This window comes from Streptomyces sp. NPDC001450 (assembly GCF_053597295.1).
Genome location: NZ_JBSFHY010000001.1, coordinates 250,059 through 261,882 on the forward strand (window position 1 = coordinate 250,059; position 11,824 = coordinate 261,882).

The following is an 11,824-nucleotide window of genomic DNA, read 5'->3' on the forward strand; positions in this document are numbered from 1 at the left end:
GTCAGCAGTTGTGCTTACGGTATATACAGTTGGTGGGTGGAGTCAACGGGCTCTGCCCGGACCGAAGGGGAGGAACCGCATGGCCGCTCGGAACAAGGAGCAGGACAAGCCGCGGGACCTGCGGGCGAGCCTCGCGCTGCTGTGGGGCGAGCAGGAACAGCCCACCCGCGGGCCCAAGCCGAAGCTGTCCCCGCAGCGGATCGCCGCGGCCGCCGTCGAACTGGCCGACGGGGAAGGGCTGGACGCCGTCTCCATGAACAAGGTCGCGGGTGAGTTCGGGGTCTCCGCGATGGCGCTGTACCGGTACGTCCCCGGGAAGAACGAACTCCTCGAGCTGATGGTCGAGGACGTGCTGGCCGAGGGACCGGATCTGTCAGGGGTGCCGGGTGGGGACTGGCGGGCGGGAGTCCGGGAATGGACCCGGCAGTGTGCGCGGGTCTACTCCGCCCATCCCTGGCTGCTCGGCGCCACCGCCATGCGCCGTCAGGTCATGGGGCCGCGGCAACTGCGCTGGCTGGATGCGGCGCTCGCCGCCCTGGAGCCGACCGGTCTCGGCGCCGCCCAGCGGCACCAGGTCTTCCTGCTCCTCGTCGGACTCGTCCGCAACCTCGCCCAGCAGGTGCTCGACCACGACGAGGAGCAGGACCGGGAGTGGAACCGGCTCACCGGTGAGCTCCTCGCGCGGCACGCCGACCGCTTCCCGGCCCTCACCAAGGCGATCGCCGAGGGCGCCTTCGGCCCGGCCGGTATCGACCCGCTCGACTTCGGCCTCGACCGGATTCTGGACGGGGTCGAAGCGCTCATGGCTGGGCGGGAATGACCGGGCGGGGATGATTTGCCCCCGTGAATCGACCGTCCCTGGTCGATTACAGTGCTGAGCGTCGTACGTACGGACGGTGCCGTGAGGAGGTCTGAGTGAGTACGACGTCCGGTGCCGTCTGGGGGCGTGCCGAACAGCAGGACTTCCGAAGCAGGGTGCGCGGCACGCTGCTCGGCGTGGCCGTCGGCGACGCGCTCGGCGGGCCTGCCGACGCGCTCGCCCTGGACGAGATCCGTTCCGTGTACGGCGGGGAAGGGCTGCTCGACCTGGCCTTCGGGCACGGGCGGCGCGGTACGGTCACCCACCACACCCAGCTCACCCTCTTCACGGTGGACGGGCTGATCCGCGCCCAGGTGCGCCGCGACACCGGCGCCTGGCATCCGCCGACCGATCTGCACCGGGCGTATCTGCGGTGGGCGGCGACCCAGCGGGACTGGGGGCCCGACGAGCGCCGCAAGGACGACGGCTGGCTCGCGCGGGAGGAGTGGCTGTACGCCCGGCGGGACCCGACCCGGGCCCTGCTCGGGGGACTCGGCGACGAGACCATGGGCACGCTGGAGACCCCGAAGAACCCCGGCGAACTGGGCCCGGAGGCCGTGGCCCGCTCCGCGCCCTTCGGCCTCCTGGTCGGCTGGGAACCCCAACTGGTCATCCAGCTGGCCGTGGAGTGCGCCGCCCAGACCCACGGCCACCCCATCGCCTACCTCTCGGCGGGCGCGTACGCCGTCATCATGCACGGACTCGCCCGCGGGGAGAGCCTGGACGGCGCCGTCCAGCGGGCCCTCGCCCTGCTCGCGGTCCGACCCGGCCACCAGCCCGTATCCGACGCGCTCCAGCACGCACTCGGCGCGGTACGGCAGGGCCTGCCCGGTCCGTCCCGGGTGGAGGAACTGGCCGGCGACGGTACGGCGGACGGTCTGCTGGCCGCGGCCGTGTACTGCGCGCTGGTGGGGGAGGACGTACGGCACGGGCTGTGCCTCGCGGTCAACCAGAGCGGCCCGTCGGCTGCGGCGGGCGTCCTGACCGGCGGCCTCCTCGGCGCCCTCCACGGTGAAACGGCCCTCCCACCGGCCTGGCTGACCGAGCTGGAGGGCCGACCGACGATCCTGGAACTCGCCGACGATTTCGCGATGGAGATGACCCAGGGACCCGCGCTGCACGGCCCTGCCGGGTCGTCACCGGGGTGGCTGGCGCGGTATCCGCGCGCCTGACCTCAGGCCCGGACGCATTGGTGGACGGTCATGCTGCCACTCGAATCGAAGTGACGGATGCGTACGCCGGCCTTCTTGTTGTAATCCACTTCGAGGCGCTGGCCGGAACCGGTGCCCGACTCGCCCGGCGGCTGCCAGGGCAGGCCCACGGACACGGAGTCGCCGACCGTCGCCGGAACGTTCTCGGCGGCGGCGTCGTGGAGTTCGCCGCTGTCGTCGCCCAGCCGCTCGGGCACCCGCAGTGCCAGCCGGCCGCCCTGGAGCGACCATGTGCCCTTCGCCGTCTTCCCGCCACCGAAGTCCAGGGTGAAGACGCCGTCCTCGACGATCGCGGAGTACGTGTGCGTCTCGCCGCTCGCGCCCGGCAATTGCGAGGTGACCTTCCAGGAGCCGCGTACGAAGGACGCGAACGCCCTGCCCGTCACCCCGGACACCCCCGACGAGTTGCCGCCGCCCTCGTTGTCGTCCTCCGCCTTGTTGTTGCCCTTGCACGCGGCGAGCAACGAGGCTCCGACGCCGATGGTGAGATACCGCAGAGCGGTACGGCGGCCCACCACCCGGGAGGCCGTCCGCACCGCGTCCATGCCGCTCATGTCTTCCCCGTTCATGCCAAGTTGTGGATCAACTGGCAGCCTACAAGGGCTGGTTGGGCGCCCCCACGACGTCGTCGCCCGCTCCCGCCGGTACCGGAACCGCCGTCACGCCGTCCCCGTCCGTGTTGACCTTCTCGATGACCGCGAGGCGCTCGGGGGTGTCCTCCGGCTTCAGGTAGCCGATCAGGATGTACAGGACCAGGGAGACCGCCAGCGGGATCGAGACCTGGTACTGGAGCGGGACTCCGCCGTCGACGTTCCAGTTGACGGGGTAGTTGACCAGCCAGAAGGCCAGCAGACCCGCCGCCCAGCTGGTGAGCGCAGCCGTCGGGCCGGAGCGGCGGAACGGGCGGAGCAGACCCAGCATCATCGGGATCGCGATCGGGCCCATGAGACCGGCCACCCACTTGATGACGACCGTGATGATGTCCTTGAAGGCGGGCGAGTTGACCTGTGTCGCCACCGCCATGGACAGGCCGAGGAAGACGACGGTCGTCACCCGGGCCGCGACCAGCCCCGAACGCTCGCTCCACGAGCGCGCCTTCGCCGACACCACCGGCGCCACGTCCCGCGTGAACACCGCCGCGATCGCGTTCGCGTCGGAGGAGCACATGGCCATCGTGTGCGAGAAGAAGCCGACGATCACCAGGCCCAACAGGCCGTGCGGCAGCAGCTGTTCGGTCATCAGGGCATAGGAGTCCGAGCCGTCCGGCTTCTGCGCGTGGACGAGGAGCGGGGACATCCACATGGGGAAGAAGAGGACGACCGGCCAGACCAGCCACAGGATCGAGGACAGGCGTGCCGAGCGCTCGGCCTCGTGCGCGCTGCCCGTCGCCATGTATCGCTGGGCCTGGTTGAGCATGCCGCCGTTGTACTCGAAGAGCTTGATGAACAGGAACGCGAGCAGGAAGACCGTGCCGTACGGCCCGACCAGCGGCTTGCCGTGGCCGTGCAGCGCGGGCTCGTCCCAGGCGCCGAAGACGCCGATGTTCTTGTCGTTCAACTTCAGCACGACCGCGACGAACATCGATATACCGGCCAGCAACTGGATGACGAACTGGCCGAGTTCGGTCAGCGCGTCCGCCCACAGGCCGCCGATCGTGCAGTAGACGGCGGTGATCGCGCCGGTGATGAGGATGCCCTGGTTCAGCGACACCCCCGTGAACACCGACAACAGGGTCGCGATCGCCGCCCACTTGGCGCCCACGTCCACGATCTTCAGCAGCATGCCCGACCAGGCGAGCGCCTGCTGCGTGGGCAGGTTGTAGCGGTTCTTCAGGTACTCCAGCGGGGAGGCCACATTCAGCCGGGACCGCAGCCGGTTGATGCGCGGCGCGAACAGCTTGGAGCCGATGGCGATGCCGAGCGCGATCGGGAAGGACCAGGTGATGAAGGAGGTGACGCCGTAGGTGTAGGCGATCCCCGCGTACCCCGTGAACATCACCGCGCTGTAGCCCGACATGTGGTGCGAGATGCCGGACAGCCACCAGGGCATCTTGCCGCCGGCCGTGAAGAAGTCGCTGACGTTGTCCACGCGCTTGTGCGACCAGACGCCGATCGCGACCATCACTCCGAAGTAGCCGATCAGCACGGCCCAGTCGAGACCGTTCATGTGTCCCCTTCCAGGGTTCGCAGCCAGGGTCAGGCATGTGAACTCTGGTTTCGGTGACGTACGCACGGCAAGGAAGCGTAAGGTCAAGAGCGAGTAAAAATGTTCGTTGTGATGACCTCGGTTCACCTATATGAACAACGAAAAGGACCCGGTGCCGCCTCAGCGCATCAGCTCCCCCGCGTTGACCAGCAACGACTGCCCCGTGATGGACCTTGCCCGGTCCGAGGCCAGGAACACCGCCGCGTCGGCCACGTCCCCGTCCGTCGCCAGCTCCGGCAGCGCCATCCGCTCCGTCAGCCGCCCGAGCACCTCCGCCTCCGGCACCCCCTCCGTCTGTGCGGTGAACTGGACGTACGCCTGCACCGGCGGCCCCCACATCCAGCCGGGCAGTACTGTGTTGACCCGGATCCGGTGCGGCCCCAGCTCCCGCGCCAGCGAGTACATCGCGCTGGTCAGCGCCCCCTTCGAGGCGGCGTACGCGGCCTGCTTCACCTGCGAGGGTGCCGCGACCGCCGACTGCGTCCCGATGAAGACGACGGATCCGCCGCCCGCCGCCTTCAGGGCCGGCAGGCACGCCCGTGTCATCCGCAGCGTCCCCAGCAGGTTCACGTCGATGACCGACTGCCAGGTCGCGAAGTCCGCGTCCTCGACCCCGCCGAAGTGGGAGTCCCAGGCTGCCACGTGCACCACCGCGTGGACGGCCCCGAAGCGTTCCCGCGCCAGCGCGGCCAGCGCCTCGCACTGGACCTCGTCGGTGATGTCGGTCGCCCGGTACGCCGTGTGCCCGCCCTCCGGGTCGATCTCGGCCGCGCTCTTGGCGAGGTTCGCCTCGGTGCGCGCCCCCAGCGCCGCGTTCCCGCCGTCCCGTACGACGGCCGCGGCGACCTGATGGCCGAGCCCGGCCCCGACCCCCGAGACGACGACGGTCTTGCCTGCGAGCAGTGACATGGCGGACCTCCAGCTGTCCTGGCTCTGGCGCATCATCTGACGGGCCGTCAGAGTATGGGCGAGTGGAGGAGGACGGAAGGGGAGGAGCGTTCATGTCCGAGGAGACCGACACCCGTAGCGAGACGTACGCCGAACTGGCCGCCGTGGGCCCCTACGGCGTCCACCCCGGCCACGCCCTGATCACCATGGTCGAGCCGCACCCGGGCCACGAGTACGCCTACAACCGCTGGTACGAGGACGACCACTACTACGCCGGCGCCATGGCCATGCCCTGGATGTACGCCGGCCGGCGCTGGGTCGCCACCCGCGACCTGCAGCTCCTGCGCTACCCGGAGAAGTCGGCCGTCGCCCAGCCCGTCACCGCCGGCTGCTACATCTCCACGTACTGGATCACCGACGGCCGCTACGACGACCACATGAAGTGGACCGTCGCCATCAACAAGCGCCTCAACCGTGACGCCCGCGTCCACCACGACCGCACCCACGTCTTCACGTCCTTCCAGGACCACGAGACGACGGTCTACCGGGACGGGCCCGCGGGCCCCAGGGACTTCCACGCCCTCGACCATCCGTACGCGGGGCTGGTCGTCGAGGTGATCGACGCGGAGTCGGCGGAGCAGCGGGCGCGACTCCTGGAGTGGCTGACCGCCCGCCGTCTCCCGGAGCGTCTGGCGGGCTCCCCCGCGGCCATGGTCACCGTCTTCCGGCCCACGCCCCTGCCCGGCGACCGCATGACCTACGTGAAGCAGGTGGAGGGCGTCGACACCCGCCTGACCCTTCTCTGGTTCCTGGAGAAGGACCCGCGGGAGTGCTGGGAGGAGCACTTCACGGGGCTGGACGAGCAGGTGGCGGAGTCAGGGCTGGGCCGGGTCGAGCTGGTGGCGCCGTTCATCCCGACGATCCCGGGCACGGACACGTACGTGACAGAGCTTCGCGGCTGAAACGGGGGGTCTGGGGGCGAAGCCCCCAGAAGCTCACTTCAGCTCGTCGGGGCAGGGAGTACCCCGCGGCAGCTGATACGGCGCAGCCAAGTGGTACGTCCCCGCCTTGGGCGCGAGCAACATCGTCCACTTGTCCCCCTTGGAGTCCTCCGGCGACTCCATCAGGCACCCGTTGACGTTGTCGTACGTCATCGTGCCGGAGACCTTCTGCGGCGCCTTCAGGCTCTTGCCCTGCCCATCGACGACGCTCAGCCAAGGCGAGTACGGGATTTTGATCAGGATCCGCCCCGGCTTGCGCACCTCCAGCGTCATCTCGCCCTGCTCGGCCCGGTCCACCACCGCGTTCGGCTCGGCGAGCGGCGTCGGATCCGTCACCCGGAACAGCTGCCAGTTGGCATCGCCCCAGATCTGCTTCAGGTACGGCATCCCCCGCTGCAGCAACTGCCGCTCGCGCTCGCCGCCGTCCCCGTCCGGGTCGTCCTTGGGCAGCACGACGAAGTGCACGGCCCACCGCTGCAGCCACTCGTGGTAGTTCGCCGAGTTGAGCGTGTCGTCGTAGAAGAGCGGGTTGCGCTCCATGTCGGCCTGCCGGTTCCAGCCGCGGGCCAGGTTGACGTAGGGCGCGAGCGCGGAGGCCTCGCGGTGCGAGCGGGCCGGGACCACCTCGACCCTGCCCTTCTCCGCGCCGTTGTTCTGGAGCTGGTTGACCAGCGGCGCCAGCTCACGGGCCCAGGACGCGGCCGGCGTCGTGTGGATGATGTCGTCGACCGTCTTGAAGCCGATCCAGCCGGCGAAGCCCAGGAACGCCACCACGGTCACGTACCACTTGCGCGAGCGCGGAACCGTGTACGGCAGGGCGGCGATCAGCGCAGCACCCGCGAACAGCATCGGCAGCCGCGAGATGTTCGAGCCGATCTGCGATTTGATCAGCCAGACAAGGACGACCCCGAGGCTGTAGACGGCGGCCGTCAGCCGTACCGTGATCCACTCCTTGGGGACGAGGAACAGGCACAGCAGGCCGTACGACAGGGGCATGATCACCGAGCCGAAGATCATCGGCTGGGTGCCGGAGAACGGGAACAGCCACGCCGAGACGGCGACCACCGCCGTGGGCGCGAGCCCCAGCGCCCATGCGCCGGGCCGCCGCTTCTGCAGGAAGAGCGCGACCGCGACCAGGCCCACGAACAGCCCCGCGACCGGTGAGGCCATCGTGGCGAGCGCCGCCAGCGGGGCGGCGACCAGGGCCTTCGCCCAGCGTTTGAACCGCCACCGGTACGGCCAGCAGAAGACGGCCGCGACCGCGCCGAGCGCGAACATCGTGCCGAGCCCGAAGGTCACCCGCCCGGAGATCGCGTTGCAGATCAGCGCGAAGAGCCCGGCGAACGCGACCCACAGCGGGTTCTTCACCGCCCGGCTGCGTATCAGCACCAGCGTCAGCAGGCCCGCCGAGGCCGTGCCGGCGATCATCATCGTCGTACGGACGCCGAGGACCGACATCAGATACGGCGACACCACGCTGTACGACACCGGGTGCATGCCCCCGTACCAGGCGAGGTTGTACGCCGAGTCCGGGTGCCGGCCGACGAACTCCGCCCAGGCGTCCTGGGCCGCGAGGTCGCCACCGCTGTTCGCGAACGTGAAGAACCAGACGATGTGCAGGAGGCCGGCGAGCGCGGTGACCGACAGCACGGGGTGCAGCAGGAGCCGCTGCCGCAGGGGCTCGGCGGCGGCGAGGAGACGGGCGAGCCGGCCCCGAGGTGTGGTCGTACGGCCGTACGGCTGGTCGTCCGTGCGGCCGTGCGGCTGGTCGTCCGTGCGGCTGTCCGTGCGGTCCTCGTGATGACCGTCCGTGTCAGCCCGATCCTGTGTGCCGGTCGCGGACAGGCGTATTCGCGGGCCGGATCCCGGGTCCGGGTCGGCGTCGTCCGCACGTGTCGGCTCGGTTGTGGCCACCTGAAGGCACTCCCCGTGTCCCGTCTTCTGTTCTCGGCCGTGTCCCTCGGCGTTACCGGCCGCTTCCCGTCCAGTTCGCGGCCCCGTCCCATGGACCGGCGACCTGCCCCGTTTCGTGACGCTAGCACGCACCCCGCCGCGGGGCTCCGTCGGCGGGGTGGGGGAGTGGTGAAGCGGTGCTACGGCTCAGCCGAGGCGGGTCAGCTTGTCCGTGAAGCCGGGTTCGGTCAGGTCCTTCTGCAGCGCCACCGGCACGGTCACCGCACCGGCCGAACCATCACCCACGGTGAGTGAGCCGACCTTGGTGCCGGCCTTCGCGGTGTGCGGAACGGCATCCGAGGTGAAGGACAGCTTCACCTTCAGACCGGCCCAGCCGGCCGCCGTGACGTCCTTCGTCGCCACGACCGGCGTACGGCCGCCGAGGCCGTCGTCGACGTACCCGACGACATCGCCCTTCTTCAGGATCGTCGCCGACTTCAGCGCGCCCTGCGCGGCCCGGATCAGCTTGTCGCCCGCGTCCAGGACGCCGCTGATGATCGTGTTGTCGGAGCCGCCGGCGGGCTGGCGCATGGCGGCGCCGATGATGGTGCGCGTTTCGCCGCCGACCTGCTGCTTCGCCGCGAAGACGAGGTTGCCGAGGGCGGAGGTGGTGGTGCCGGTCTTGATGCCGACGACGTTGTTGTAGCCGACCAGCCGGTTGTAGTTGTTGTGCTTGACGCCCTTGTAGTCGACGTAGGACATCATCGCGGCGACCTCGCGGAACGCGGGCTGCTCCATCGCCTTCTTGGCCAGCTTGACCTGGTCCACGGCCGTGCTGACCGTCGAGTCCGTCAGACCCGAGGGGTCGGTGTACGTGGTGTTGGTCATGCCGAGCTTCTTGGCGGCGGCGTTCATCTTCGTCACGAACGCCTTCTCCGAACCGGAGTCCCAGCGGGCGAGCAGCCGGGCCACGTTGTTGGCGGAGGGCAGGAGGATCGCCTCCAGGGCCTCGCGCTCGGAGATGCTGTCACCGGCGGTGACCGGGACGGTGGACTCCTGGCCGGCGTCCGACTGCTCCTCGGCGGGCTTGTCGATCTTGATCTTCGGGCCGTCCTCGCCGCTCTTGAGCGGGTGCTCGCGCAGGATCAGGTACGCCGTCATGACCTTCGCGACGCTCGCGATCGGTACGGGCTTCTGGGTTCCGGAGGAGCCGAACGTGCCGATGCCCTGGACGTCGAGGGCGGCCTGGCCGGTGGACGGCCACGGGATGCCGGCCTTGCCGCCGTCGAAGGTGTAGGTGTCCTTCGCGGTGAGGGCGAGGGTGGGCGGGGGGAGCGGGCGGAAGGCCTGTATGACCGCAAAGATGATCGCCAGGAGGAGGGCCAGGGGGGTCCAGATCTTGACCCGGCGGACGAGCGTGCGGACCGGGGTCTCCGGGGGCGGAGGCGTGTTCGTCAGCTCGGCCAGCAGGTCCAGTGGGGGCTTGGGCGGGAGGGGCTGCTGGGTGGTGCGCTCGGGGCCGACCTGGGGGAGGGCGGTGGTGGGGGCGGAGGTGTCGTTCTTCAGCGGGACGAACTTGCTGCCGCCGAGCTTGAGGGTGGTGGTGGGCTGGTCGATCTGGGGCTTCTTGGGCTTGACGGCCTTGATGAGGGTGGTCGGCTGATCAACACCCTTCGCCTTCGCCCTCGCCTCGGCGCCGTCGGCGGACTTCGCCTCGGCTTCGCCTTCGGCGGTCTTGTTCCCGCCCGCACCACCCGTGCGGCTTTCGTCGTCGGCTGCGGGTGGCCCCTGCGGGGCGTCCTCGCCGTCGGCGGCCTGCGGGTCGTCGTCCGCGGACGTCGCCTCGGCTTCGCCTTCGGCGTCCGTGTTCCCACCCGCACCACCCGTGCCGGTCTCGTCGTCGGCTGCGGGTGGCCCCTGTGGGGCGTCCTCGCCGTCGGCGGCCTGCGGCTCCTCCTCGGCGTCAGCCTTCGCCTCGTCCTCAGGTTCGGCGTCGGCCTTCGCCTCGTCCTGAGGCTCCGCGTCGGCCTTCGCCTCGTTCTCAGGCTCGGCAGCAGGCTTCGGCTCGTCCTCGGCCTCCGCGGCGGGCTTCGGCTCGTCCTGGGGCTCGGGCTTCGCCTTCTCGGCCTCGTCCTGGGGCTCGGCCTCCGTCTTCTCGGCCGGCTTCGAAGGCGCGTCAGCCTTTGCCGGTGAGTCGTCGGCCTCGGCCGGCTCCGACTCCGGCTCCGACTCCGTGTCAGCCTTCGCGTCCGGCTCCGACTTGGGCTCCGCCTCGGGCTCGGTTTCCGCCTTCGCGTCGCCGGACTCGGGCTCCTGCTCGGGCTCTTCGGGGTTCTTCGTGTCCTCGGCCGAGCGGACCCAGGCCGAGACGGCCTCGCGCAGGTCGGTGTCCTCGTCGTCGGAACGGGAAGCGGGCTTCACGTCGCGGATCGAAAGGATCTTCGTCGCCGTGTCCACCGCGGCGCCCGAGGAATCCTTTTCGCGGGAGACCGCGAGACGCGGATCGCGAGCCTCGGGAACCGTACCCCCGCTCCCCGACGTCGCTTCCGCCGACGACTCGTGCTGCTTCGACCTGTCGGGGGACTCGCCCGCCACCGATGCCTCCTCGTGCGCCGCACGCCCACGCGCGCGCCCTGTCCGAACCATGTACCAGTGTCCTGTGTGAGGGCTTGGCCCCTGTGGTAGACGAGAACGACATACCTACCGGTTCCCTCACGAACCGGTCACGCACCCTCGACAGACCAATGTGAGAGGGGTCACCCTGTCTTTCATCCACGCGGGGAGGCATGGATGGGCAGGAGCCGCAGAACACTTCCGGAGGAGCTTCTGCTGCTGGCACTGGACCCGGCCACGGGTACCACTGCACAGCCGCAGTCGCTCGACCTCGGTCTGGCCGGAGCACAGCTAGTGGAGCTGGCGCTGGCCGGACGGATAGCCCCAGACGGGGATCGTATCGCCGTGGTGGTACCACGGCCGACTGGAGATCCGACTTTGGACTGCGCGTTGGAGTTGCTGCGAAGGCGTGGCGCTCCCGTGCGTGCCGTCCACTGGATCGGCGGGCCCCGGCTGGGGCTGCGTCAGATCTACCTCTCGCATCTCGAACGGTGCGGCATGGTTGCCGCCGTACCGGGGCAGATGTGCGGAGTGCTGCCGACGACTCGCTACCAGGCGACGGACACCGAAATCAGCCGGGAGATCCGTGCCCGGCTGGATTCCGCGATCCGCACCGGCGTACCGCCGGACCCGCGGACCGCGGCGCTCGCCGCCCTGGCCCACGCCGTCGGACTCGGCAAGCACCTGTACCCGGGGAATGAGGGCCGCTCCTCACGTTCCCGGTTGCGGGACCTGATCCGGCACGACCCCATGGGCGGGCTGGTCGCGCATGCCGTGATGGACGTACAGAACGGCGCTGCGGCCCAGCCGCGGCGCGGTCCGGCCACGGCCGGCCGGCAGGCGGGGCCCGGAGCCAGGGCCGCGGCGGAACCCGCACGCGGGGTTCCGATGCAGCCGCGCCACGGATCCATGGCACGCGCCGTGGCCCACTGAGCCGCACCGTCAGTCCCCAAGACCCGGTACGGGAGCCGCTGGTTCGAGCGGGGCGGTGGGATCCTCGTGATCCCACCGCCCCGCTCGACCGCGTCCGCACTCGTAAATCCGTGCCCGAACTGACGCGTCCGCGCCGCATATCCACCGTTTGCCAGCGGTAGAAAGCACCTTGGTGGCAGTCTGCTCAACAGCAGATACACAAAGTGTCAGGTACAGGCAGG

At 70.0% G+C, this 11,824-nt stretch carries 9 protein-coding genes; 4 read left to right on the plus strand and 5 right to left on the minus strand.

What is annotated here, in order from left to right:
- The first annotated feature begins 79 nt into the window (after nt 1-79).
- Nucleotides 80-820, plus strand: a complete 741-nt coding sequence (locus tag ACWC5O_RS01185) for a TetR/AcrR family transcriptional regulator (RefSeq protein ID WP_450589150.1) — start codon at nt 80-82, stop codon at nt 818-820.
- A gap of 95 nt (nt 821-915) precedes the next feature.
- A complete protein-coding gene (locus ACWC5O_RS01190) occupies nt 916-2,031 on the plus strand; it encodes an ADP-ribosylglycohydrolase family protein (protein ID WP_450589148.1) in 1,116 nt (371 codons plus the stop codon).
- Nucleotides 2,032-2,033: 2 nt separating this feature from the next.
- On the opposite strand, the gene ACWC5O_RS01195 is transcribed toward ACWC5O_RS01190, so the two are convergent.
- The 3 genes from ACWC5O_RS01195 to ACWC5O_RS01205 form a co-directional block, all read right to left on the minus strand.
- Nucleotides 2,034-2,639 (minus strand): hypothetical protein, encoded by a 606-nt coding sequence (locus ACWC5O_RS01195; protein WP_450589146.1) that lies wholly within the window; start codon nt 2,637-2,639, stop codon nt 2,034-2,036.
- A 25-nt stretch (nt 2,640-2,664) separates the two neighbouring features.
- Nucleotides 2,665-4,236, minus strand: coding sequence for a sodium:solute symporter family protein (locus ACWC5O_RS01200; protein ID WP_450589144.1), 1,572 nt, complete (start codon nt 4,234-4,236; stop codon nt 2,665-2,667).
- 159 nt (nt 4,237-4,395) lie between these two features.
- A complete protein-coding gene (locus ACWC5O_RS01205) occupies nt 4,396-5,184 on the minus strand; it encodes an SDR family oxidoreductase (protein ID WP_450589142.1) in 789 nt (262 codons plus the stop codon).
- A gap of 92 nt (nt 5,185-5,276) precedes the next feature.
- Here ACWC5O_RS01205 and ACWC5O_RS01210 point away from each other — a divergent pair, with 92 nt between their 5' ends.
- The gene (locus ACWC5O_RS01210) at nt 5,277-6,125 is read left to right on the plus strand and encodes a hypothetical protein (protein ID WP_450589140.1); all 849 of its coding nucleotides are present in this window, start codon (nt 5,277-5,279) and stop codon (nt 6,123-6,125) included.
- Nucleotides 6,126-6,158: 33 nt separating this feature from the next.
- Here the strand turns inward: ACWC5O_RS01210 and ACWC5O_RS01215 are convergent, their stop codons facing one another.
- Both ACWC5O_RS01215 and ACWC5O_RS01220 read right to left on the minus strand, forming a co-directional pair.
- Nucleotides 6,159-8,078 carry an MFS transporter gene (locus ACWC5O_RS01215; RefSeq protein WP_450589138.1) on the minus strand — a complete coding sequence of 640 codons (1,920 nt, stop codon included), beginning with the start codon at nt 8,076-8,078 and terminating at the stop codon, nt 6,159-6,161.
- Between the two features lie 186 nt (nt 8,079-8,264).
- Nucleotides 8,265-10,652: a D-alanyl-D-alanine carboxypeptidase gene (locus tag ACWC5O_RS01220; RefSeq protein WP_450780880.1), complete on the minus strand. Its 2,388-nt coding sequence runs from the start codon at nt 10,650-10,652 to the stop codon at nt 8,265-8,267.
- A 195-nt stretch (nt 10,653-10,847) separates the two neighbouring features.
- Between ACWC5O_RS01220 and ACWC5O_RS01225 the strand changes: the two genes are divergently transcribed.
- Nucleotides 10,848-11,603 (plus strand): GOLPH3/VPS74 family protein, encoded by a 756-nt coding sequence (locus tag ACWC5O_RS01225; protein ID WP_390773757.1) that lies wholly within the window; start codon nt 10,848-10,850, stop codon nt 11,601-11,603.
- The last annotated feature ends 221 nt before the right edge of the window (nt 11,604-11,824 follow it).